This is a genomic window from Desulfomonile tiedjei DSM 6799 (genome assembly GCF_000266945.1).
Taxonomy (GTDB): Bacteria; Desulfobacterota; Desulfomonilia; order Desulfomonilales; family Desulfomonilaceae; genus Desulfomonile; species Desulfomonile tiedjei.
On the sequence record NC_018025.1, the window covers coordinates 2207949 to 2232791 of the forward strand.

Below are 24843 nucleotides of genomic sequence, written 5' to 3' on the forward strand. Positions count from 1 at the left end.
CATCAGATTATACGAGTGAAACTGTCCGGAACTCCAAGGTGCTAGAATCGTTTGCGCTTCTTGCACCGATTCGCGATCAGCAGACAGGATATGGAAACTATGGAAGAGTTTACAGCGGTAGGCAAGAGAGTCCCCAAGGTGGATGCCGTGAGCAAGGCTACGGGTAGAGCTCAATACATCCAGGATGTCAAACTGCCGGGAATGCTTTATGGCAAGATTCTTTACAGCAAGTATCCTCACGCTCGTATCGTGAAAATCGACACTGAAAAGGCGAAAAGCTTGCCGGGTGTACGAGTGGTCCTGACCGGTGAAGATATTCCTGCGATTCGTATGGGTGTCTACAAAGACAATCCACCGCTGAAGGCCGGCAAAGTAAGATCCTATCGCGATGAAGTTGCTGCAGTGGCTGCCACGGACCCGGAAATTGCCGAAAAAGCAATCGATCTCATTGAGGTCACCTACGAAGCTCTTCCTGCAGTGTTCGATCCGGAAGAAGCCATGCGGCCCGATGCCCCTTTAGTCCATGAGGATCATAAGACGAATATTCTGAAAATGCCCTGGAGTCTCCATTATGGAGACGTGGATGCAGCAAAGAGTGATGCAGCCTTCAATGTTGAAGAGCGCTTCACCACCACCTGGGTGACGCATTGCTGCATGGGCACCAGTGGGGCCATTGCGGATTTCGATCATGCGAACAATCTGACTATTCACACAAATACCCAGATTCCGTCTCTTGCCCAAAAGGATTTCCTGGAAACGTTGAAGGCACTGGGTCTCAAAAACAGTCGAGTGCGGGTGATCAAGCCGTACATCGGCGGCGGTTTCGGCAGCAAGCTGGACACCTATGCGTACGAACACGTGGCGATTCTTCTCGCCTGGCATGCACGACGTCCGGTGAAAATAATGTTCGGTCGTGAAGAAGAGTTTGTGGCCACCTCCACGCGACAACCTACCATCATCCACATATCCATGGGGTGCGATAAAGAGGGCAAGTTGCTCTATCGCGATATGTCCATGGTTTTGGACAACGGCGCTTACACTTCCTGGGGTGTAACTACTCCGTCAGTTATGATGATGCCCATCACTTCGCTTTATCGAGTGCCGAATGTACGCTACGTGGCGAAATGTGTGTATACTAACAACACCTATTCCCAAGCCATGCGGGGTTATGGCAATCCTCAGGCGACCTTCGCCATAGAAAGCGCCATAGACATGCTCGCAGAGGCCGCGGGTATAGATCGCATGGAATTCAGACGTATCAACTGTAATCAACCGGGTGAAGTTACACCGCAGGGATTCCGTATCACCACATGCGGACTTCCCGAGTGTATCGAGGCAGTCTTGGAAAAATTGCAGCTTGAGCGTCCAAAGGAGCCGGGGGTCGGGACCGGTGTGGCCTCCCTTATTCACGTCGGCGGTGGAGCGCGGATCTATAAGTCCGACGGCTGCGGAACGATCATCAAAATGGACGATTACGGTAATGCGAACGTGTTCACCGGTGCTTCGGACATGGGACAGGGAGCGGATACCATATTGGCGCAGATTGTCGCGGAGCAACTGGGAATAGGCGTGGACAATGTAAATGTGATTCATCAGGATACTGATGTTTGTCCGTGGGATGTGGGCGCCCACGCGAGCCGGACGACCTTTGTTGCGGGCAACTCTGCTCTGGGCGCGGCTGCAAAGATACGAAAACGTCTTCTGGAACTGGCAGCTCAGGCCCTTGAAGCTCATGTTGATGACGTGGTTCTGAGAGAAGGCTCTGCATTTGTCAAAGGCAGCCCTGCGGTAAAAGTGCCGATCTCCAAGCTGTTGCGGAACGCTCATTTTACTCCCAACGGGGAGATGATGATGGCGGATTATTTTTACGATCCGGCCAACGAAAACATGGGACGCGATTTTCGTGGTAATATGTCTGCAACCTATTCCTTCGGAACCCATGGCGTGCGCGTAAGAGTTGACGAAGCAACCGGTAAGGTGGAAATTCTGGACTATGTGGCCGCTCACGATGTGGGAAGGGCCATCAATCCCTTGCTGCTGGACGGCCAGGTATATGGCGGTGTTCTTATGGGAGTTGGGTATGCCCTCACAGAACAGGTCATTCTGGACAAAGGCCGAAACATGAATCCGGATTTCCGGGACTACAAGATTCTGACCGCAAAAGATTCCATCCCGCTGACACCGGTGGTGATCGAAACCATTGATGAAGCCGGACCTTACGGCGCCAAAGGAATCGGCGAACCCGGATGCGTACCCACTGCGCCAGCCATAGCCAATGCTATCTACGATGCTGTTGGTGTAAGAATAAAAGATCTGCCGATTACCCCCGAAAGGGTTCTTGCCGCCATAAAAAAGAAGAAAGGTATTGACTCGTGTGGGATCGACCCGTTGACCGAAAAAGAACAGCCGTGTGAATGATGTCCGGGCGAGACCACGAGGAGGATACAAGTGCGTTTACCAGCTTTTGAATATGAACGGCCGGGGAATCTTCAGGAAGCCCTGGAACTCCTCCATACCCACGGGGCGAATTGCCGAATTCTCGCGGGAGGCACCGATCTTCTGGTTCGGATGAAACAGCGCCTGACTTCACCGACACACGTGATCAGTATCAGAGCGCTGCCGGAATTGGATTTCATCAAGGAATCGGAAGACGTTTTTCGCATAGGAGCTGCGGTTCGGCTGTCGGATATTCTGGCATACCGGCCTATTCAAGACCGTCTGCCCGGGCTTCATGAGGCTGTGAGATCTGTGGGCGCCCCATCTATCCAGCATTTCGCAGGAACCATAGGCGGAAACTTGTGCCAGGACAATCGCTGTCAATTCTTCAATCAGTCACAATTCTTCCGTGGAGCGAGACAGGCATGCAATAAAGCTGGCGGGAAAACCTGCTTTGCCTGGGAAGGTGGTTCCGACAAGTGCCATTCGGCAAATCAGTCAGACACTGCTCCTGTCCTGGTTGCCATGAACGCTCAGGTTGTCGTTCGATCAAAGGGGAGCGAACGAGTCTTTCCACTTGCGGAGCTTTATTCCGGGGTGGGGGAGCGGCCGTTCACCCTTTCAGACGACGAAATGCTCGTTGAAATTCAAATTCCGACTCCCGGATCGCGCACCGGAACGGCTTTCGAGAAATTGGCTTATCGATCCGCGATCGATTACGCTGTGGTTTCCGCTGGGGCTCTCGTGCGCATCGATCGCGATCGTATAGTTCAATGCAATGTGGTCATCGGAGCGGTATCCCGGGCTCCCCTTGCAATTTCGGCTGTTGAGAAGATCCTCTTCGACAGGACGGTTGGGGACGAACACGCGATGGATGAAGCAGGAATGGCCGCCAGAAGCGCTGCCGAGCCTTTCATAGCAAATAACATGGCCCAGCCGACTGAATATCGGAGCCAGATGGTTTCGGTGATGGCAAAACGGGCTCTGAAAAAGGCATTGAAACGAGCGATTTCCGGGCCCGGCCTGTTGGAGGCACAATGAACCGACTCCCTTTGGAAATAACCATTAATGGGGAACCCTATTCTTTAACCGTAGAACCGAACCGTACACTTCTGGAACTGCTGCGGGACGATCTCGACCTCACGGGTGCCAAGGAAGGCTGCGGCGAGGGAGTCTGCGGATCCTGCACAGTCCTTCTGGATGGAAACCCTGTTCGCTCTTGTCTCACTCTGGCTCTCGAGGCGAATGGATCTCACGTCACGACGGTTGAAGGACTTGCCGGAGACGGAGAATTGGATCCTCTGCAGCAATCGTTTATCGATCACGGTGCTGTTCAGTGCGGCTTCTGCACTTCCGGTATGCTGATGACTTCCAAAGGGCTCTTGTTGAGAAAGACGCATCCGGAGAAGAAGGAAATTCTGGCGGCACTGAGCGGACATACCTGTCGGTGCACGGGATATACCAAGATCATTGAGGCAGTTGAAGCCGTAGTGGACGGACCCAAAAAAGAGAGGTAAAGCGGATGCCGGATTACGCCTATATCGGAAAGAGCATGCCCCGGGTGGACAGCAGGGCGAAGAGCACCGGCGAAGCACTCTTCACAGCGGACCTCAAGTTGCCAAGGATGCTGATCGCAAAGATCCTCCGCAGCCCACACCCGCACGCCCGAATACTCAATATCGACACATCCGAAGCTTTGCGCATTCCGGGTGTCAAAGCTGTCGTAACAGGGGCCGACACTCTTGGAAAAAAATGGGGTGTCTTCGGCTACACGCAGGATCAGCAATTCCTGCCCACCGAGAAGGTGCGGTTCATCGGGGAAGAAGTGGCCGCCGTTGCGGCAGTGAACGAGGACGTTGCACTTGAAGCCATGGGACGTATACGGGTGGAATACGAGGTTCTGGAGCCCGTGTTCGATCCGATGGAAGCGATCGCCCCTGGTGCCCCTCTCCTGCACGACAATTTTCCGCAAAACATAAACATCCATGTGCCCATACACGTCGGAGATGTTGAAGAGGGATTCGCCAAATCATATTACGTTCAGGAAGATACTTTTACCGCTGCGGAAGACTCGTATTTCCAGGCCGAGCCCTATGCTGTGCTGGCACGTTTCGATATGAACGACAACCTGGAAATCTGGATGCCCAATGCCGGACCGCATATGAAGGCAAAACCCCTCTCCAATGCATTGGGGATTCCGCTCAATAAGGTGCGGGTCCGAAAGATCACAATCGGTGGTGCATTCGGCGGACGTAGCGAGATTTCACCGGCTGACTTCATTTGCGCTCTCCTTGCCCGTAAGACTCGCAGACCGGTGAAAATCGTCTATACCCGCGAGGAGAATTCCATTTCCACTCGCCAGGGGCACGCTCTCATCACCACCATCAAAACCGGAGTAAACCGTGAAGGTCGGGTGATCTCACGGGATGTAACCTGCTACATGGATGGCGGCGCGTACAGTTCCACAGGGCCGATTGCCACGAGTGTGCCATTCTTGTGCATGGAACAGGCCTATAAGATGGAGCACGTGCGCTATAACGGCTATCGCATCTATACGAACAAGCCGCCTCGAGGCATGATTCGGATTCACGGCAGAGCGTTCGCTTGCGGGGTGGACACCCAGTTGGACATGATTGGAGAACACCTCGGGATCGATCCGATTCGCATGCGCATGATCAACGCGAGAGAACCTGGCGAATATACGAACACAGGATCCTACGTTGCAAGCTGTGCGATGCAGGAAACCGTTGTCAAGGCGACCGAGCGAGCCAACTGGAAAGAGAAATACGGCAAGCTGCCACCGTTCCAGGGGATCGGCATCGGATGCAATTCCGTGCAGACCGGATTTCCCATGGGAATCCGCGGCGGTTCGGAAGCAATAATCAAGTTCAACGAAGATGGAGGCGCTACGGTCATTTCCGGAGTAGTCGATAACGGTCAGGGCAACGACCACATGCTGGTACAGATCGCAGCGGAGGAACTGGGCATCCGTCCGGAGGACGTGCAACTGGTCACGGCTGATACAGAGGTCACCCCATCCGATCCTGGGGCGTATTCGCAGGTTTCCACGTTCATCGGAGGCCATGCGGTCAAGAATGCAGCCGCGAAGGTTCGCGAACAGCTCTTTGAAACCGCGTCCCATCTTTTGGAAGCAGATCCTGCCGACCTGGTGGCACGGGATCGTCAGATTTACGTAAAGGGTTGTCCCGAAGCAGGCATTCCTCTGAAGAAAGTGATACGAAAAATTCTTGCCAGCGGCAAAGCTGTCAGCGGAGAAGGGGACTACTGGCCGAAAGTGGACCCGAAACGAGAATGGATCAGCAATCCTCACGGTCAGATGTGCGGTGCGTTTTCCTTTGGGACCACGGTTGCTGAAGTGGAGGTCGATCCGGAAACTGGACAGGTCCGGGTGCTTGAAGTGACGGTGGCACAGGATGTCGGATTTGCGTTGAACCCGCTGGTGCTGGAAGGTCAATTCCAAGGGTCCGTCGCAATGGGTGGTCAGGGCGGCATCCTGACAGAGGGTCACACCTGGGACGGAGGATTCACGATGAATCCGACTCAGCTTGAGTACAAAGTTCCTCTGGCCTGCGACATGCCCAAAATCAACTCAATCATAGTGGAATCCAACGATCCGGAAGGCCCGTACGGAGCCAAGGAATCGGGCATGTCCATTGCCATGTCGGCTGCACAGGCGTACGCTGCAGCGATCAGCAATGCAATCGGAGTGTACATGACCGATCTGCCCATCACACCAGACAAGATTCTCAAAGCGATACAGGATAAAAAGAGAAACGAGGAGGCGCCGACTGACGAGGCCCACTGATACATAACGTACATTGATCTTACTGGCGTAATTATGAGCTTTGTAGGCTCATTCACCTTCGAGGATCGAGGCTATTTGGACAAATTCAGTTCGAAACAAGAGCAAGGAGGTTCGTGATGAAGCACAGCAGGTTCTTCTGGATCCTTTCCGTCGCACTATTCTCGGTGATGACGATCGGTGGGTCTTCCCCGGTCACCCCTGCGGCGGCTGATACGGTAGCTTTGACCTACGCCAATTTTCCTCCCGCGACCACATTCCCGTGCATCCAAATGGAACGCTGGGTGAAAGAAGTCGAAAAGCGTACGAATGGAAAGGTGAAGGTAAAGACCTTTCCGGGCGGAACCCTCCTCGAGGCCAAGAGCATGTACGATGGCGTCGTCGCTGGTGGCGCTGACATCGGATGCCTTGCCACTGCGTATCAGCCCGGACGGTTCAAGGAACTGGAAGTAATGGACCTCCCCATCGGGTTTCCCAATGCGAAAGTCGCCAGCTTGGTCATGTGGGACCTGTTCGAGAAATACAATCCTCAATCCTTGAAGGATGTCAAAGTCCTGACGCTGTTCACCTGCGCGACCGCTCAAATACTAGCAAATAAAGCTATTCATAACCTGGAGGAACTGAATGACGTTAAGCTGAGAGCCGCCGGGACCGGAGTTGAATGGATGAAGCTCCTGGGAGCCGCACCGGTAGGTATGCCTCAGTCGGATGTTCCTGAAGCACTTCAGAAGGGAGTGGTTCACGGGAACGTGACGTCCATGGACGTGCTCAAGGATATGAAATACGCTGAATATTGCCCGTTCGTCACTCTCAGCGATTTGTGGGTGGTGCCTTTCGCCGTTGTAATGAACAAGAGAAAGTGGGAATCCCTGCCTGCTGACGTGAAGAAGGTTTTCGACGATTTGAGAAAAGAACAGGCCCTTTGGACCGGAAAGTACGTCGACGATCATGCCAATGAAGCAATGGAGTGGTCCAAGAAAGAATACAAAGTAGAATTCATCCCGCTTTCGGCAGATGAGAGAGCGAAATGGATGGCCAAAGTCGCTCCACTCGTCGACAGCTATATCAAGAAGATGGATGAAGCGAAGCTTCCAGGCAAACAAATCGTTGAGGATGCAAAGGCTTTGACCGAGAAATACAGCAAGGAATACAAGTAATCGGTCGCATAACGATCTCGTCTTAAGCAGCAGCAGAAGATGTTTGCCTTCTTCTTCTGCTGCTATCCGATTTCTCCAGAGATGTTGGTTCGTGGCAGACGTTGATTCAGATTGATATCTGTATAAAGAGAGGTTTGTACGCACGCCACTTTACAGGTGTGGTCTCTGTACCGGCCGTGTTCTTGGAGGATTTATGGGACTCTTGAAGAAAATCAATGAATGGCTCAGTGACGTTTTTGTCTGGATCGGCGGAATCGCACTCGTTGTCATGACAGCCGTTTCCTGCATAAACATGGGACTGCGCATGATGGGATTTCCGATGGCAGGAATTTACGATCTCGTGTGCTACCTGGGTGCTCTCGTTGCCGCGTTGCCTCTTGCCTACACGCAGCTCAAGAAAGGGCATGTTGCCGTTGACATTATCAGCCTTCTTTTGCCTGCAACAGTGAGAAAAATCGGAATTGGCATTAGTTATGTGCTTGGCATGGCGTTTTTTGGCGCTGCTGCATGGAAAGTCGGCAGTTTGGCCGGCATTTTGAGAGCATCGGGTGAGGTTTCTGAAACACTGAAAATGCCTTTCTGGCCTTTTACTTATGCAGTTGCCGCGTCTTGCGCACTCATGGTGTTCTGTCTTCTTCTCGATGTGCTTACAATGTTCGAGTCTTCCCAAGGTGGTGAAAAATGACCATTGGACTCCTCGGGATCGTTATACTCTTATGTCTGATGTTCTTCCTGGAGCTTCCTGTGGGGCTCGCAATGGGCATTGTCGGGCTGGGCGGCCTCTGGTACCTTCTCACCCCGGATGCTGCAGTTGCCATGCTCGGGAACGAAATATGGAATGTATTCAGTAAGTACGGCCTCACCGTTATCCCAATGTTCATCCTTATGGGACAGATCTGCTTTTATTCAGGGGTGAACAAGACCCTGTACGAAACAGCATATACCTGGATGGGCCGAACCAGAGGCGGGTTGTCCATGGCAACGATCATGGCCTGTGCCGGATTTGCGGCAATTTGCGGATCCAATACTGCAACTGCTGCCACCATGACTTCCGTAGCTTTGCCCGAGATGAAGAAATACAAATATCATCCGATCTTGAGCAGTTCCTCTATTGCCGTCGGCTCTACCCTCGGTGTCGTCATCCCTCCCAGTGTGGTCTTGCTGGTGTACGGAATCTACACAGAACAATCCATCGGAAAGTTGTTCTGGGGTAGCACGTTGCCTGGGGTGCTTTTGTCAGGCCTGTTTTGCCTCACAGCATATCTCCTCTGTGTCTTTCGTCCGGAATGGGGTCCGGGGGGTGAGCGGACAACTCTGTGGCAGAAAATTAAAGCCATTCCAGGCGCATTTGAGATGTTCGTCCTCTTTGCTTTAGTGATGCTTGGTCTTTACTCGGGGACGTATACTCCGACTGAGGCAGGTGCGGCCGGAGCTTTTTTTGCTCTCGTCCTCGGTCTGATCCGGCGTAAATTGACCTTCAAAGGGTTTATAGCTTCAGTAGTCGATACTCTCAAGATCACATCGATGATCATCCTGATTGTCACGGGAGCGGTCATCCTCGGCAGATTCCTGACGATCAGCCGCATGCCTTTTGAAGTAGCCGATTACGTAGCCGCTCTTCCAGTTCAGCCATGGCTCATTATTATAGCCATCCTTTTCATCTACATGATTGCCGGAATGGTGATGGACGCCCTGGGATTCCTTCTTGTTTCCATTCCGATTTTCTTCCCTGTTGTTATGAAGATGGGATACGACCCCATATGGTTCGGGTGCATCCTCTGCATGGTGACGACCATGGGAGCCGTAACGCCTCCTGTTGGCATTTGTGCGTATGTGGTGGCTGGAATGGACAAGGAAATTCCTCTGGGAACGGTGCTCAAGGGAGTATGTTGGTATCTCCCCGCCTACTGGATTGTACTGCTCCTTATGCTCTTCTATCCCCAGGTAGCGCTTTTTCTCCCTTCATTCGTAAAATAGGCTTTCATGGAGGTTACACATGGCGGATCAGGATATTCTCAGTGGCAAGAAGATTCTCGCAGTTGACGATGAAGAAGACATACTGGCGGTAATTGAGGAGCAACTTGAAACCTGCAATCTGATCACTGCTAGGGATTACCACAGAGCGAAAGAACTTCTCGAAAAAGATGTGTACGATCTCGCAGTACTGGACATCATGGGGGTCCGAGGGTTTGAACTCCTGGAAATAGCTACCCAAAGGAAGATCCCTTCCGTGATTTTGACTGCTCATTCCATGACCCCTGAAAGCTTCCAGAGAGCCATTGACAAGGGCGCTGTATCATTTCTGCCCAAAGACGAGCTTGCCCGGCTCTCAGAGCTCATTGCCGAGATCCTGGGAGAAGTGAAAGAGGGGCGGACGCACTGGGAAAAACTGAAAGTCCGTCTCGGCCACAGGTTCAAAGAGTTGTGGGGTACCATGTGGGAGGAAATCAAATTTCCGCGAGATCCAAACATCAGTTGGTGATTCCAGAGAAGAGACAGAGGGGTTTTTTTGCGGTAGATTATCCTAAAGAGGGTGAGATATAGTCAGTGCCAAAAATTCTGTCGTTTATTCCGCGTGAGAATTACAGGATATTGGTAGGGACCGGTGTCCCTGCCGGTCCATTTTATCGATATCATTGATCATGTTGAAGACGTGCCGGCACGGAGGCACAGCACCCACCGATTTCTCGAGAAGCGCTTTTCGCAATCGGACAAAAATTCTGACATTTGCTATAAAGTAGTACTTCTTGCATGCAAAATGGTATTATCATCCTCGTGAGCTCCAAGCTTGCGTTTGGAATCTGGTGGAAAGAGTGCTGTGTCAGACAGTTATCCATATAAGATAGCGAAGGCTGGAGTGTCCCGAGCGGACTGATTAGACCTTTTTGCGTCGTCCGGAGCAGAGGATACTCCAGCCCCCCAGATTATGAAAAGAAGAGCGAATCAGTATTACGTACAATCATCAGCGGATACACCGTAAATTCAAAGATCATGCCCATGACCAACATAGCTGCAAGACCCTCGAATCTGAGCGAGTTGAAAATACTCATTCGCGGAGCCGGAGAAATGGCCACAGGCTGTGCTTGTAGGCTGCATCCTTCCGGTTTCTTCAGAATACTCATGACCGAGATTGAAAAACCGCTGGCTGTAAGACGTTCGGTTAGCTTTTGTGAGGTTGTGTACGAGAAAAGCTGGACTGTCGAGAACATCAGAGCAGAGAGAGTCGATCGGGCGGAAGAAGTGGAAGGCCACTGGAGTAGAAGAGTGATTCCTGTGCTTGTTGACCCCGATGCTTTGTGTAAGACAAGCTTTCAACCCGATATCGTGATCGACGCAATACTGGCGAAAAGAAATCTCGGAATTTCCACATCGGATGCTCCTCTGGTCGTCGCTTTAGGACCCGGCTTCAATGCCGGCAGGGACGCGCATTTTGTGATAGAGACGAACAGAGGTCATGACCTTGGTCGATTGATCACCGAGGGATATGCTTCGCCAAATACGGGAGTTCCCGGTTCGATAAACGGACATTCCGCTTTGCGGGTGCTCAGATCCCCGGCAGAGGGGGTCTTTCTGTCGGAATTATCGATAGGGACGCCAGTGACAGAAGGCCAGGCGATCGGGTCCGTATCCGATGAACCGGTGACAGCACAGATAGGCGGAATTTTGAGAGGTTTGATCCGACCGGGAACTTCTGTGACGCGGAATCTCAAGATCGGCGATATCGATCCTCGCGGTGATGCCTCCTATTGCTTCAGAGTCTCAGAAAAAGCCAGAGCCATTGCCGGAGCCGTGCTTGAAGCCATGCTGAGAACGTACAACACGTGATCTATAGCGATTGCCAAAAATTCAGACGTTTATCCCATGCTCCAATACAAGATACTGGTGGGGACCGGCGTCCCTGCCGGTCCATTCTATCGATATCATTGATCATATTGAAGATGTGCCGGCACGGAGGCACGGCACCCACCAATATTCTTAATCTTCAATCGGACACTAATTTTGGCAATTGTTGTAATACCGGTGATGAGCTGCAATCACAATTCAGCGCAACCGGTTCGTAGCCGGACCGGAAATTACCACAAAAAATCGAGAATGCCTGACGTCTGAATGTGTGCGGTTCGGGAGGAACTTCTGAAAAGCTCCTTCCCGATGCGTTCTTTAACTCTGAAATCTTATCAACGACGAACGGTAATGCCCAGCTCGTCAGTATCCAGTTGTTCGCCCGAAGGATTGTTCCCCAGATCGTTTGTCACGATCCGAAAAACTGCGTCTCCACTGTAATCTGTGGTCGGCGTGTAACTCATGCCCTGAAAAGCTTCATTAACAGAGGCTATTTTTCCGGTAAACGTCATGGTGGAATCAGCAGTGCCGTCGCCGGCAGTAAAGCTCAGGCCGGTGGTTCCTCCAAGCGTCAGAGTCCCCTCTGTCACTGTCAACTGAACTTCAATAGCATCGGTTCTGGCATCTACGTCCGAAATAGAAATCGCATTATTGTTCACCGTGCTGAATGTTAATGCGGTATTTACATCTGTGGTCTGAGCAACCGGCAATGAGTTCACGGGAGCATCGTTCACCGCATGCACGGTGACGATAACTGTTCCGGCATCGTCAGGCATTTCTCCCTCCGAACCGGCTGAGTCGATCACTACATACTTGAAGGAATCGTATCCGCTATAGTTCTGGTCACCGATGTACTTCAGTTTGGTTGTTGCATCGGCCCAACTAATTGGGGACAACTCATTATTCAACGCTTCACTGATGGTCGGCGTGGCAATATTGTGGCTCGAAACATAACTTACAATGGTTTCCAGGTCGTTCACATTATACTGATAAACAGAAGCCTCTCCTGTTACGATCCCGTGGAACGAAAGTACCAGCCACTGGTTATTTGCGACTGCGTCATCGATCCATTGTATTACTTCTTGGGGAGTCGTGGTGTGAGTCACCTGTCTGTTGTAAATCTTATAGGGATTGCCGGGAATTTCAGTGATCCCATCATTCCCCCACGCCTCTCGACAACCTTCGTAGTACTGAGCGACAAATTCGGCAACTCTTTGATCAAAAGCACCATAAGGATACGCGAACGTTGTTCCGGTCAGTCCATGTTCAACCAATAAGTTTCTCGATTCCGAGAGTTCGTAAATGAGCTCCGAATCCGTTAATGTAGTGAGGTCCGCATGCGTCATACTGTGGCTACCAATTTCCCATCCGGCAGCTTGCATCTCCAGCAGTTGAGCCCAGCTCATCGTGTCGGACAGCCCTTGTTGCACATTGCCTGTTACTACAAGCGAGACGCCTTCTACACCGTATTGCTCCAGGACAGGGAAAGCATACTGATAATTGTTGAGGTACCCGTCATCGAAGGTGAAAGTTACTCCTCCCTGCCAGGACTGAAGCGCGATGGCTTCTCCTGGATCGACCTGATTATTGTCGTTTGCGTCGATAAATAACGTGCCGTGATCGGGCAGGTCGGTTATCCTGATCGCTTGTGCCTGGTTTCCTTCAGCATCAGTGAAATTCCATCCCGTGATGGTAACAACACTGTCCTCATTTACCGATACACCGAAATTTCCCGCATCAGGAGCCTGATTGTCTGATGTCACCGTAACTGCTGCTACTGCAGAAGCGCTTGTATCGTTCGCGCCATTCGCTGTTCCGCCATCATCCCGGACATGAAACATGAACGAGGTATCCGCGTCATTATTCAATGTCGATCGATACCAGAGTGTTCCGCCGGTAAAGGACGCCCCGGCTGCGAGAGGATTGGTCCCATTCTGAGCATCGAGCTGTGTCAGATAAAGCGCGCCGTTGGCAGGAACTGTCTCAAGAAAGTAAGTCAAAGTCTGGGTTACTTCCGGGTCGCCATCATCTGCAACGAGACTCACCTGAGTCACCGCATTCTCCGTTAACGTAATCGTCTGGAAAGTTGCCGTCGGCGTATCATTCACGGGAGTGACATCGAGTGTCATTGCGTACGCCGAGTTGCTGAATGCGGTACCGTCAGAGACTTTGAACTGGAATGAAGTGTACCCCGTGCCGTTTGCATCAGGAACCGGACTGAAGGTGAGGTGCCCAGCATTGATATCCGCTATGGTTACGATCTGATTCAGGGTTACGTTGGTCCCGTTCAGTTTCAAATTCCCGGCAGTGGGCAGAGAGGTGATCTGAACAGCCTGGAGTTGGTCTCCCGTATCGATGTCACTGAATCCGAATTCGGTCGCCACGAATACATGGGACGTGTCTTCCAGCATACTTACAGTATTATCTGCGCCGGTGGGAGCGTGATTTGAAGAATCGACATCGACGGTCATGATGTACGCAGCAGTGCTGAATGCGGTACCATCAGAGACTTTGAACTGGAATGAAGCATATCCTGTGCCGTTTGCATCGGGAGCGGGACTGAAGGTAAGATTCCCAGCATTGATGTCCGCTATGGAGACGATCTGATTCAGGGTCACATTGATCCCGTTCAGTTTCAAATTCCCAGCGGTGGGCAGAGAGGTGATCTGAACGGCCTGGAGTTGGTCTCCTGTATCGACGTCACTGAACCCGAATTCTGCGGCAGTGAATGCATGAGACGTGTCTTCCAGCATGGAGACGGTATTATCCGCCCCGGTTGGTGCATCATTCACGGGGGTAACATTGAGATTCATTCCGTATGCTGAATTGCTGAATGCGGTACCATCAGAGACTTTGAACTGGAATGAAGCATATCCTGTGCTGTTTGCATCAGGAGCCGGACTGAAGGTAAGATTCCCAGCATTGATGTCCGCTATGGAGACGATCTGATTCAGGGTCACATTGATCCCGTTCAGTTTCAAATTCCCTACGGTGGGCAGAGAGGTGATCTGAACGGCCTGGAGTTGGTCTCCTGTATCGACGTCACTGAACCCGAATTCTGCGGCAGTGAATGCATGAGACGTGTCTTCCAGCATGGAGACAGTATTGTCCGCCCCGGTTGGTGCATCATTCACGGGAGTGACATTCAGCGTCATTGCGTACGCTGAGTTGCTGAATACGATACCGTCAGAGACCTTGAACTGGAACGAAGCATACCCTGTGCCGTTTGCGTCAGGAGCCGGACTGAAGGTAAGATTCCCAGCATTGATGTCCGCTATGGAAATGATTTGATTCAGGATCACGTCGGTCCCGTTCAGTAACAGGTGCCCTGCGGTCGGTAAAGAGGTGATCCGAACCGCCTGAAGTTGGTCTCCTGTATCGACGTCACTGAATCCGAATTCTCCAGCCATAAATGCATGAGATGTGTCTTCCTGCATGACGATTGTATTGTCTGCACCCGTGGGAACATTGTTCACCGAGCTGACATTAATCGTCATGAGGTACGCCGCTGTGCTAAACACGGTTCCATCAGAAACCTTGAATTGAAAATGAGCATAGTCTGCGCCGTTAGCGCCGGTATCAGGCATAAAAGTAAGGTTTCCAGCATTGATATCTGCTATGGAAATGATCTGATTCAGGGCTACGTCACTGCCGTTTAACAGCAGGTGACCTGCAGTGGGTAGAGAAGTAATCTGAACAGCCTGGAGTTGGTCTCTCGCGTCAACGTCGCTGAATCCGAATTCTGCAGTTATGAAGATGTGAGAGGTGTCCTCCTGCGTGGTGACACTATTGTCCACAGCTACCGGCGCGTCGTTTACTGGATTAACCGTAAATGTGAACGTTTGGCTGGTTGTATACTGGCCGTCACTTCCTATGATCTGAATTTCAGCCCATCCATTCGAATTGGGAGTGTTCGTGAAGGTCACAGTGCCGGTGCTTGGATCGACAACCAGATTTCCAAGCGTGAGCCCGTCGTAATACGTTACAGATCCGAGACTGTAACTCAGGACACTGTCAATATCGTGAAAATACGAGCTTATGTTATATTCGAAGATCCCGAAGTCCTCGTCGACTGGCGAAGGATTCGGAATTTGATCCGACCAAGGTGCATCGTTCACCGCGTTGACGGTTATCGGAATTGACTCAGAGACGGACTGTGCTCCACCCGAACCTGAATTTCCCAGATCGTTCACAACAATGGCCAAGGCATCAGAGCTGTAGAAATTGCTGTCCGGCCGGTATACGATATCATGGAGAGCGGCATTGATCTGGCTCGAAGTACCCTGGAAAACCATTAACGCGTCTGCTGTGCCGCCACCGGAGATAAAAACGAGGTCGGTAATGGTAGAGAGAGTCAGGGTACCGTGCTGCACGGAAAGAGTAACCTCGAGAAGACTATTCCCTGAATCCACATCGAACACATAGATCGAAGGAATCGTGAGATTCGTGTCTTCATCGACGGTTTGAGTCCCAGTGACACTTATCAGGGGAGCATCATTCACGTATGAAGACGTATGTTGTTGAATATAATGGAAGTCGTTGCCCCAGATGTACTCGCTGGAATGCCAATCATTGAACACCTGTACCCCGGAGCCATCCACATACCATGTAAAAGCAGGCTTCCATGCAGCGTCATTGACAGCATCAAACCACGACCAGGCACTGTCATTGTGATCTTGATAAAAATATTGCAGGTCGTCGGCGTAAAAGTGGCTGCCATTCCAATCGTTGTAGACCCACATCCACTCTGAATTGACCTGGTCCGCGAACCAGGTGAATGCTGGTTCCCAAATCTGATCGGTAATGTCGTCCCACCAAAACCAGGCGTCTGTGGAAATTTCCTGTGCCCAAAACTGGTGTTCACCGTGATACCAGTAGGAGAAATCACCGGAGTTCAGCACCCACCATCCAGTGAGCTCATTCCAGAACCACCCGGTAGCCTCTTCCCACCACCAGCCGCTTCCATTGTCCTCTTGCCACCAGCCGTTGTCGACGTACACCCAGCCGAGACTGTCAACCTGACCGGTATCCGCAGTGCCGTCGTGCACATCCTGCGCGTCAGTCACAGCTCCATCCAGGACAATCCGTGCTTCCAATTGCTCAAGAATGAGTCTACGACCACATTCCTCTCTGTTTGCCCAATTCTCTAACTTAGGAAAAATTTTCATAAAATTCAGTCCCCCCATAGCAATTACGAAAAAAGACAGAGTTCTTTTCTGCTCTTGACATTGGAGAATGTGATCTTGTTCCCAAAAAATGGCGTCAAATTAAGAAACAGTTCAAAAAGTTTCATTTCTGCATGTCCTAATATCAGATGCCATGGCAATCTATTTCACATTTCACCGGTTAAAATCTGCATTTTATCAGGTTCTACTTTTCGTCAAGAGTTCAACAGGTCACTTAAGCAGTTTCATGAGAGTCAAGTGTAATATTAATACGATGTCCAATGATTCTCGTCAAAAAACGAAAGAAACAAGACTATAAAATACACTTTAACGATCTGCAAAATGCGCGACATATAAGTACGCAAGCGATAAAACTGCTTATCCTAAATAATTCGGCTATCTCGAACACAGACAAGCCGAAGACATCTTGAGACCGCTTGAGCTCGATCAATTCGACATCTCGATCGCAAAATCGTAACTACAATTCATCAAGACAATTATTATAGCTTATACCAATGTGCTTTCATAGAGGAAATATTGAGACACCGTATCCATTTAGTCATAGCCGGGCACGCCCTGGAAGGGCGGCCCCAATAGTAGCCACGGGTGTCAGAAACTGTCTCAAAACTCCATTTTGGGCTCGCGATTTGCCAAGAGATGTACTAGAAAGGAGAGGAATTCAACAACCACGAGGCTGTCATGGGCAAACAGATCCGGGCCGATTACGAACAGATCTTGATGTTTCCGCCGTCAGTGGAAGACTGGGTGGCTAAGGATCACCCGGCGCGCTTTATCCGAGATTTCGTGGATTCCTTGGATCTGTCCGAGTTGGGAATCGAGGTTCCCGACAGCGATACAGGACGTCCTCCGTATGCGCCAGATCTTCTGTTGAAGGTGTGGCTTTTCGGATACTTCAATCGGATCAGGAGTACCCGTAAGCTTGAAAAGGGTTGCCTTGAGAATATGGGGCTGATTTGGCTGACGGGGATGAATGCTCCGGATCATAATTCCTTATGGCGATTCTTCAAGGCGAACAAGAAATCATTGAGGCATCTGTTCAGACAGTCGATTCGTGTTGCTCTGAAGGCCGATCTGATCGGTCTAGCTCTTCATGCCGTGGACGGGACCAAGATCCAAGCCGTCTCATCCAACGACAAGGCTCGGGGTCGTGAGCACCTGGAGAGGTTTCTGGAAAGTGTTTCGGAGAGATTGGACCGCACGATTGCCGATGCGATGACTGAGATAGAGAGAGCCGAGCGGGAAGAGACCGGTGAGTATCGCCTTCCGCAGTCCATGCAAGACGGATTGAAACGGAAACAGCGGATACAAGAGGCTCTGAAGGAGTTGGATGAATCGGACAAGAAGTCAGTTCACCCTTCGGAACCGGAAGCTCGCTTTATGAAGAATCGCCGGACCAAAGACTTGTCGTACAACGCTCAGGCGGTTGCCGACCAAAAGAGCGGCCTTATCGTGGCCGCAGATGTGGTCACGGATGGGGCCGACAACGGGCAATTGGTCCCCATGCTCGACAAGGTGAAAGAGAATCTGGGCGCTGTGGCAGAGGAAAATGTGGCGGACGGGGGATATTTTTCCTCAGGGCAGATAGGTCTGGCCCATGAGCGAGAATACGGCATTCTTATCGGGAAATCGTCAGGGGAAATTGTTTCCGAGAGAGGTGCGGATGAGGATCTCTATCACCGATCCCGGTTCGTCTTTGATCAGGAGCGTGATTGCTTCATATGCCCTGAAGGGCGCTTGTTGCCTTTTCATCAGCGGAAAATTAACGGCAAGAACCACAATGAGGTTCGCAGGTATCACTGCAAGGATTTTCTAACGTGTCCCAATCGCTGGAAATGCTCCAAGAGCAAGAACGGACGCCTCATAGACCTCAGCGTTTACGAGGCGGCCCTAGAACGACACCGCAGCAAGAGGGAAAAACCAGAGAACAAAGAGCGCCTGAAGACTCGAAAGAAGATTATCGAGCCACCGTTTGCCTGGATCAAGAGCGCATTAAGCTTTCGGCGATGGACCGTGGCCGGAATCGACAACGTAAAGGCCCAGTGGGACCTTATTTGCACGACCATAAATCTCAGGAAGCTCTACCACCATTGGGTATCCGGCGAGGTGGCATTCACGTAAGCAGCCGGAGGGAGACCATGACCTTATAACGGACAGTACACTCGGATCGAACCTCGCCTGATCTTCACTTGACGGGACTGCTTTTTTCCCAGAAGCAGGTCCTCCCGTCCGGCTTGCGTGATTCGCCGCAGTGCGCAGGTTTTGAGACGCTTTCGTCAACCCGTGGACCGCCGCACGCCCCTATGCATAGTTGAATGACCCTGAAAGGGTCCACCGATAGGCAATAATTTTCAAATGTCGTGGGTCGACCCCTTCAGGGTCTTGAAAACAAAAGACTTCCCGTATCGCTTCCGTGGGTTTGCACCCACGGCTACTGTTGGGTAGCCCCTATGGGGCTGTAGAAATCTCTACCCCGTGTAACTGAATGGTTACGAGACACCTGTTATTTGCCGGTCCCGGCAAATCTCCTTCGCTACGAACGCCACGCCTTGGCGTGGCTGATTTCGCTTCGGAGGCATGCCGGGACCGGATTTGCTCCCGTCGGTGGCGGGATTACTTATTTGAACGCACATTGCGTATTACTCTTCACGCGGATCTTTTTCAACACGATTGAGAACGAGTGGACGAATCTGTGCGAGCTCGCGCTACATCTCATTCTTTCTCATTTCTGCCGTTTGTGTTTCCGCGAGAAATGGCGACGCTTTTCACAAGCGCATACACGTGCTGGCCGGGAGTGAGTCTGAGATCTGCCTTGGCAGCAGGGGTTATTCTCGCAAAGAGAGGACAACCGATATTCAGATTGACGTCCACAAGGGATTCCGGGGTGTCGATTATCTGCTCCACGGTCGCTGGAAAGATGTTTTGAACACTGATCTTGTCTGGCCGGTTCAATGAGACCGCTACGTCACGCGACCGAATCCGGATTCGCAGATGCTCGCCCACCGGTACATCGAAGAGAGGTATCTTCAGAATCCCGCCTGCGAATTGTAAAGTGGTCAGACCGAGGACTCTATTGTGTTCTTGAACTACCGTGCCAAGAACAACACCCGCATCAAAGTGTCCGGCAAAGTGCTGCAGATCAAGGCGGCTCAACAAGTCTTCCACATTACCCTTTGCGACGATTCTTCCGGACTCCAGGAGCACAACCGTGTCGGCAAGATTTAGGATCTCATCCAGAGAGTGACTCACGTACACAATGGGAATGGAAAACTCTCGGGGAAGGCGAGCTACGAATGGCAGAACCTCTCCCTTCCGGGCAACATCCAGAGAGGCAAGAGGCTCGTCCATGAGCAACAGGCTTGGACTTGTCAATAGAGCCCGACCTATGGCAACCCTTTGCTTTTCTCCTCCCGAAAGCTTCGTAGGTCTGCGACTCAGCAGGTGGCGAATACCGAGGACTTCAATGACTTGCTCATAGCTCACATAACGCTCGGAACGAGGCACCAGCTTCATTCCGTACGTGAGATTGGCTTTTACCGTGAGATGAGGGAATAAGCGGCCGTCCTGGAAGATGTATCCACACCGCCGCTTTTCCGGGGGAAGGTCTATGAGTTGCTCGGAATCGAAGAGTCTCCGGCCGTTGACGGCAATGAGTCCGCTATCTGGCGGAAAAAGCCCGGCAACCATGTTGATTACGGATGTCTTTCCCGCTCCGGAACGTCCGAATAAAGCGGTCACCCCAGCGGTTCCCGTTGAGAAATCCACATCGATAGTGAAGGCACCAAGCTTCTTTTTTACCTTGATTTCAAGCACGGGTCAGCCTTTCATTTTCGAGGCGACCCGTTTGGCCAGCATTTCCGAAGCCATGAGGGCCAGCATGGCCACTATGATAGAAATGACGCAGAGCCTGAGTGCGCCGGCGTCCCCACCGGGTACTTGAGTCAGGGTGTAAAGGGCAAGCGGTAATGTTCTTGTTTCGCCCGGAATGTTGGACACGAACGTTATGGTGGCTCCGAATTCGCTGAGGCTCCTGGCAAAGCCAAGGATTATCCCGGTGATTATCCCGGGAATAACCAGAGGAATGGTGATTGTAAAGAAAACTCTCACTGGACCTGCGCCTAAAGTACGGGCTGCAGCTTCCAGCCCTTGGTCCACAGAATCTATCGAGAGTCGGATCGCGCGGACCAGGAGGGGAAAAGCTACCACAGCCGAGGCGACTGCTGCTCCTTTCCAGTTGAAGGCGAACTCGATACCGAATGTGTTGTAAAGAGCGGCTCCGAGTATTCCTTTCCTCCCCAGGAGTACGAGGAGCAGGTAACCTATCACCACTGGGGGCAGGACCAGAGGCAGATGAATAATACCGTCAAGCACGGCTTTACCGGGAAAGTTGCTTCTCGCTAACACCCAGGCTGCTAAAATCCCGGGAAAGAGACTGCCTGCCATGGCCCAGAAGGATACCCAGAGGCTCAGACGGAGAGCCTCTGCTTCAAGCGGAGTAAGACTGAATAGTTCCGTCATTTCAATGTAGTAAATCCGTATTTCTGAAACACGGCCTTTGACTCGGGCGACTTGAGAAACTCGAAGAATTTCTTTGCTACTACAGAAGATTTACCGGCTATTAATGCTGTGGGGTATACGATCTTGGGGTGAGTATCCTCCGGGAATACTCCGACCACTTTGACCTTGGAAGTAATAGCCGCATCTGTCGAGTACACGATCCCAAAAGCGGCTTCTCCTCGTTCAACCAACGCCAAAGCTCCGCGAACGTCAGCAGCACGCGCAAGTTTGCTTTCCACTTCTGTCCATGCCCCAAGTTTTTGCAGCGCTGCCTTCGCGTACTTGCCGGCTGGCACGTGATCGGGATCGCCTACTGACAATTTGCCGTTGCCGAGCAGTTGAGCGATATCAAATTTTGGAGCGATTTCCACTTTGTTGACTGAGCTGTCCGCAGGAGCTATGAGCACCAGCTTGTTTGCCAGCAGATCGAATCGACTTGCCGGTTCAATCAACTTTCGCTCTTGCAAATAATTCATCCACGGTTCGTCCGCAGAAATGAACACGTTGGCAGGAGCGCCATTTTCGATTTGTTTTGCAAGAGTTGAAGATGACGCGAACGAGAAGACAACTTTACCCAGTCCTTTGTCCGCAAAGATTTTGGAAATGTCGTTCATCGCGTTCGTTGTGGATGCTGCTGCGAAAACGGTAGCAGAATCCGGTTCTGCAGCCTGCGCCAAAGGCACGGCACAAAATAACAGCGTTACGACTATTGTGGCCCAGAATGATTGTCTCTTATTCATTTATTCCTCCTAACCATATGCAACCGGATGCTGCAATTTTAGAATAGATGCTACTGCGTTCCTTCAGTTGCCCACGGAGGTGAGACGCTGGAGGACATGTCATTGCGAGGAGCGCAGCGACGTGGCAATCGCCTAGGATTCAGGCGCTTAATTTCAGCGATTGCTTCGCTTCGCTCGCAATGACAGGCATTCAAACGCTCTGGCATCAACGATGCGGTCCACTTCGCTCACCAACTTGCGGCCGACATAGCGATACCGCAGGAACCAGTTCCTTTTGTCAGAGTTAGCCCGTCTCGGCGAATCGACGAAGATCGGGGGGGAGCAGTTTCACTAACCACGTAACAGTGGCGGATAACATTGCAAGACGAAAATCGAGTGCCGCGCGATCCGTTTCAGTCCTGCACAGTGTCTCTTCTCTCTTCAAGCGCTTCTGAGTGCTGCGGCACACTGACAACTGATTGGTAACGAGATCGGCCACAGCAGTGGGGGAATCGAATCTCGCAAAATGCAGCTTCGTCAAGAATTCCAGCCGGATGTCACGCACATTCATGACAGGTGAGCGCACCCACGCCAGAAAAACAAGTCGGCCTCCATCGGTTATGCTAAACACTTTTTTGGCTGGTCGGGTTTCTTGATCGATGCGGTCGTGTCGGACGAGCCCGTCCTTTTCCAGTCCTGCCAGGAGCGCGTAAATATGGCTGGTTCGAAGCGTCCAGACTTCACCCAATCGCTCGCGAAGTTCACGGCAGAGATCGTATCCGTGAGCAGGCCCGAGATAGAGCACGCCGAGGACCGGATAATCTGCTGGGTTTCGTGTCTTCATATTCTCCAGTCATGAGAACGAATAGTCAATCTGTGAATAATCTCTATCATCCCTTCGAATTCATTGTCAAGCAAAACTGAACACCTTCAAATGTTGGCTGAGCCAGAGAAATTGACTTGACAAGAATTGTCTGGGCATTTAGGCTTATGTCTCACCAAGCAGAACGCCATACGAAATAGTAGTAAAAAACGAGACGAATCGGTACCTTCGCCTGAGAACATCCCGTCTCAAAGCCTGACGTCAAGTGTCCGGGCCCTTTCGGAATACGACGGTCGGGCTTGAGTCATGGAGTCCGGACGGAGTTCCAGGGACGGTTCTTTTGGTTTTATATATTCATAGTGTGAATAATCAAGTGGAGAATGGCAAGCGTCTGACGAGACCACACTGACCGAGCAGAGTGTCCCTCTCCCCGAGCAACACCTGGAATGATGGAACGACGCTGAGAACGTGTCGAAGTCGGTCGATTCGGGCAGCAGCAATACGACAGGAAGGCTTTCTGTCTGGAGCGCATCTGCATCGTGAGGCAGGTCTCGTGTCGAATTCGTTGGTTGAGCCTTGTATCGGGCTCGACTTAGTTCCGATTAATCTGGAGGATTGATGCGATGAGTCGTTATGTGTCATGCGCACTGCTTTGTGTAGGCATATTTTGGTTTACGGGTGATCTTGCGTGCGCCTGGGAATTCAAGATGGGGGGAGCGTTCACTTCCACGTACGAATACTACTCGCAACAAGGTTCAAACGGCTTTTTTGGCAGAGCGAATGTAGACCGCAGTGCCGGCACGGCTGGCACACTGGGGTTGAAACCCGGAGATTTTGCTTCTCTGAACGGTTGGGTCGGCAAGCGAGCGAAAGATCTCGTAACGGGAACCGACTCTTCCCAGCAGTACCCTATCTTGCAGATTTTTCCGGAAATCAGGATAAATCCGGCGATCAGATTTCGTGGCAAGTACAGGCTCGGTAACTACGGCGATCCCAACGCGTCTGACTACTTCACGAACACCCGCCCGGGAGTCGACGTAGCAACTTCTGACGGTCAATGGACACTTTGGTGGATAACCGCTCAGACTCCATGGGGCACAATCGTCTTCGGAAAGCGGCCGGAAGAGTTCGGCACCGGTTTGCAGTATGACGGATCGCACAATGCTACGGGTGAAGGTATGCTCCTGGTGAGCGACAATGGGCCGCTGCGAATCGCCCTGGCGTTCCAGCCCTTTTGGCAGGAAGCTGCCAACCAGCGACTCGGCTTGAGTTCAAGTCCGTATTACAACTTATTGGATAAAAGCGGAGTCAGGCAGCAATCCACCAGAGCCTTCATGACCTACCGATCCGGTGCAATGGATTTCGGGGCAACATATATGGTGTTCAGATGGCACGCGGGACCTGAGTCGCAGAATCTCCAGGCGGCACGTAGCACTTTCGTGCCATACGACGATCTCATTCGCCACGGATGCGTTTACATGAAGTATTTCGACGGAGGAGTTTTTCTAAATACAGAGACGGCGTATTGGAACGAGTCCATCAATCTGATTGGTAGGGCACCTTTTTATAATGAGTCGTGGCGCTGCATGGTGGAAACGGGTGCAGTAATGGGACCTGCCAAAGTGTCTTTCCTGTACGCATTCATGCCTGGGGCGGACCGTCGTAATGGAGCGTTGATCGACAGACAGTCTTATGTCCAGGCAGGACCCAATGCAGCCTTTGGCATCTTTCAACCGTACACCTATCTCTTGGGGTACGCGTATGGTTCCGGTGTAAACGCATTCGATTTAGACAGGCAGGGCTACATCAATGAAGCCTGGGTGGCAGCAGCCCGTTTGGATTACGCTGTCGCAGCCAACCTCAATGTCTTTGGATCTTTTTTATGGGCCGAGCGTAGTTCTCATGGGCACGGGTTCGGGTACATACGACCGGCTCAAAAGTTCACAGTGACGAGGATAGTCAATGCCGCTGGAAATGGAACTGACCAGGTCGCGTGGAGCCCTTATGTCAACTACCGAGACAATGCGAATGCGCCCACCATTCCAGACAACGCACTTGGCTGGGAGGTTACCGCGGGTTTGGATTGGAAGTTGCTTGAAAATCTCCAGCTTACTATTCTCGGTGCTTTCTGGCAGCCGGGGAAATGGTTTAATTATGCCTGCATAGACCGAAGTGTGCAAAACTGGGACACTCCGACCGCCGCGAATCGATGGGGTACAAATCCGGACAGAACAATAGATCCTGTTGTCGGGGTGCAAGTTGAAGTGAACTCACACTTTTGAGAAACACTAATACGGATGTGCGT

16 protein-coding genes are annotated in these 24843 nt (G+C 51.5%); 11 read left to right on the forward strand and 5 right to left on the reverse strand.

The window, feature by feature from the left end; translation table 11 throughout:
• The first annotated feature begins 90 nt into the window (after positions 1-90).
• The 9 genes from DESTI_RS09210 to yqeB all read left to right on the forward strand — a co-directional run bounded on the left by DESTI_RS09210 (position 91) and on the right by yqeB (position 11241).
• Positions 91-2418 carry a xanthine dehydrogenase family protein molybdopterin-binding subunit gene (locus tag DESTI_RS09210; protein WP_211213760.1) on the forward strand — a complete coding sequence of 776 codons (2328 nt, stop codon included), beginning with the start codon at positions 91-93 and terminating at the stop codon, positions 2416-2418.
• 30 nt (positions 2419-2448) lie between these two features.
• Entirely contained in the window at positions 2449-3477 is a 1029-nt protein-coding gene (locus DESTI_RS09215) for an FAD binding domain-containing protein (RefSeq protein ID WP_014809695.1), read from the forward strand.
• Complete coding sequence (locus tag DESTI_RS09220) at positions 3474-3953, forward strand: (2Fe-2S)-binding protein (RefSeq protein ID WP_014809696.1); 480 nt, start codon at positions 3474-3476, stop codon at positions 3951-3953. The genes DESTI_RS09215 and DESTI_RS09220 overlap by 4 nt, the downstream gene beginning before the upstream one ends.
• 5 nt (positions 3954-3958) lie before the next feature.
• Positions 3959-6262, forward strand: coding sequence for a xanthine dehydrogenase family protein molybdopterin-binding subunit (locus DESTI_RS09225; protein ID WP_014809697.1), 2304 nt, complete (start codon positions 3959-3961; stop codon positions 6260-6262).
• Positions 6263-6378: 116 nt separating this feature from the next.
• On the forward strand, positions 6379-7416 hold the full coding sequence (locus DESTI_RS09230; protein ID WP_014809698.1) for a TRAP transporter substrate-binding protein: 1038 nt from the start codon (positions 6379-6381) through the stop codon (positions 7414-7416).
• 193 nt (positions 7417-7609) lie between these two features.
• Positions 7610-8101, forward strand: coding sequence for a TRAP transporter small permease (locus DESTI_RS09235; protein WP_014809699.1), 492 nt, complete (start codon positions 7610-7612; stop codon positions 8099-8101).
• Positions 8098-9393: a TRAP transporter large permease gene (locus DESTI_RS09240; RefSeq protein WP_014809700.1), complete on the forward strand. Its 1296-nt coding sequence runs from the start codon at positions 8098-8100 to the stop codon at positions 9391-9393. The genes DESTI_RS09235 and DESTI_RS09240 overlap by 4 nt, the downstream gene beginning before the upstream one ends.
• Positions 9394-9412: 19 nt before the next feature.
• Complete coding sequence (locus DESTI_RS09245; protein ID WP_014809701.1) at positions 9413-9898, forward strand: response regulator; 486 nt, start codon at positions 9413-9415, stop codon at positions 9896-9898.
• A 515-nt stretch (positions 9899-10413) separates the two neighbouring features.
• On the forward strand, positions 10414-11241 hold the full coding sequence (gene yqeB / locus DESTI_RS09250) for a selenium-dependent molybdenum cofactor biosynthesis protein YqeB (protein ID WP_014809702.1): 828 nt from the start codon (positions 10414-10416) through the stop codon (positions 11239-11241).
• Between the two features lie 350 nt (positions 11242-11591).
• Here yqeB and DESTI_RS09255 read toward each other — a convergent pair whose 3' ends face one another.
• The gene (locus DESTI_RS09255; RefSeq protein WP_014809703.1) at positions 11592-16424 is read right to left on the reverse strand and encodes a tandem-95 repeat protein; all 4833 of its coding nucleotides are present in this window, start codon (positions 16422-16424) and stop codon (positions 11592-11594) included.
• Positions 16425-17120: 696 nt separating this feature from the next.
• On the opposite strand from DESTI_RS09255, the gene DESTI_RS09260 reads away from it, so the two are divergent.
• Complete coding sequence (locus DESTI_RS09260; protein ID WP_014808019.1) at positions 17121-18560, forward strand: IS1182 family transposase; 1440 nt, start codon at positions 17121-17123, stop codon at positions 18558-18560.
• Between the two features lie 591 nt (positions 18561-19151).
• On the opposite strand, the gene modC is transcribed toward DESTI_RS09260, so the two are convergent.
• The 4 genes from modC to DESTI_RS09280 form a co-directional block, all read right to left on the reverse strand.
• Positions 19152-20252, reverse strand: coding sequence for a molybdenum ABC transporter ATP-binding protein (gene modC, locus DESTI_RS09265; RefSeq protein ID WP_014809704.1), 1101 nt, complete (start codon positions 20250-20252; stop codon positions 19152-19154).
• A gap of 3 nt (positions 20253-20255) precedes the next feature.
• Positions 20256-20957: a molybdate ABC transporter permease subunit gene (modB, locus tag DESTI_RS09270; RefSeq protein WP_014809705.1), complete on the reverse strand. Its 702-nt coding sequence runs from the start codon at positions 20955-20957 to the stop codon at positions 20256-20258.
• Positions 20954-21736 (reverse strand): molybdate ABC transporter substrate-binding protein, encoded by a 783-nt coding sequence (gene modA, locus DESTI_RS09275; RefSeq protein ID WP_014809706.1) that lies wholly within the window; start codon positions 21734-21736, stop codon positions 20954-20956. Before modA ends, modB begins: the two co-directional genes overlap by 4 nt.
• A 283-nt stretch (positions 21737-22019) precedes the next feature.
• Complete coding sequence (locus DESTI_RS09280) at positions 22020-22559, reverse strand: PadR family transcriptional regulator (RefSeq protein ID WP_014809707.1); 540 nt, start codon at positions 22557-22559, stop codon at positions 22020-22022.
• A gap of 602 nt (positions 22560-23161) precedes the next feature.
• On the opposite strand from DESTI_RS09280, the gene DESTI_RS09285 reads away from it, so the two are divergent.
• Positions 23162-24820 carry a hypothetical protein gene (locus DESTI_RS09285; RefSeq protein WP_014809708.1) on the forward strand — a complete coding sequence of 553 codons (1659 nt, stop codon included), beginning with the start codon at positions 23162-23164 and terminating at the stop codon, positions 24818-24820.
• Positions 24821-24843 lie beyond the last annotated feature (23 nt).

What these genes read in the sequence shown, in the direction of transcription:
- DESTI_RS09210 (WP_211213760.1), top strand. Translation starts at nt 91, where the DNA reads ATGGAAACTATGGAAGAGTTTACAGCGGTAGGCAAGAGAGTCCCCAAG.
- DESTI_RS09220 (WP_014809696.1), top strand. Translation starts at nt 3,474, where the DNA reads ATGAACCGACTCCCTTTGGAAATAACCATTAATGGGGAACCCTATTCT.
- DESTI_RS09225 (WP_014809697.1), top strand. Translation starts at nt 3,959, where the DNA reads ATGCCGGATTACGCCTATATCGGAAAGAGCATGCCCCGGGTGGACAGC.
- DESTI_RS09230 (WP_014809698.1), top strand. Translation starts at nt 6,379, where the DNA reads ATGAAGCACAGCAGGTTCTTCTGGATCCTTTCCGTCGCACTATTCTCG.
- DESTI_RS09235 (WP_014809699.1), top strand. Translation starts at nt 7,610, where the DNA reads ATGGGACTCTTGAAGAAAATCAATGAATGGCTCAGTGACGTTTTTGTC.
- DESTI_RS09240 (WP_014809700.1), top strand. Translation starts at nt 8,098, where the DNA reads ATGACCATTGGACTCCTCGGGATCGTTATACTCTTATGTCTGATGTTC.
- DESTI_RS09245 (WP_014809701.1), top strand. Translation starts at nt 9,413, where the DNA reads ATGGCGGATCAGGATATTCTCAGTGGCAAGAAGATTCTCGCAGTTGAC.
- yqeB (WP_014809702.1), top strand. Translation starts at nt 10,414, where the DNA reads ATGACCAACATAGCTGCAAGACCCTCGAATCTGAGCGAGTTGAAAATA.
- DESTI_RS09255 (WP_014809703.1), bottom strand. Translation starts at nt 16,424, where the DNA reads ATGAAAATTTTTCCTAAGTTAGAGAATTGGGCAAACAGAGAGGAATGT.
- DESTI_RS09260 (WP_014808019.1), top strand. Translation starts at nt 17,121, where the DNA reads ATGGGCAAACAGATCCGGGCCGATTACGAACAGATCTTGATGTTTCCG.
- modB (WP_014809705.1), bottom strand. Translation starts at nt 20,957, where the DNA reads ATGACGGAACTATTCAGTCTTACTCCGCTTGAAGCAGAGGCTCTCCGT.
- modA (WP_014809706.1), bottom strand. Translation starts at nt 21,736, where the DNA reads ATGAATAAGAGACAATCATTCTGGGCCACAATAGTCGTAACGCTGTTA.
- DESTI_RS09280 (WP_014809707.1), bottom strand. Translation starts at nt 22,559, where the DNA reads ATGAAGACACGAAACCCAGCAGATTATCCGGTCCTCGGCGTGCTCTAT.
- DESTI_RS09285 (WP_014809708.1), top strand. Translation starts at nt 23,162, where the DNA reads ATGAGTCGTTATGTGTCATGCGCACTGCTTTGTGTAGGCATATTTTGG.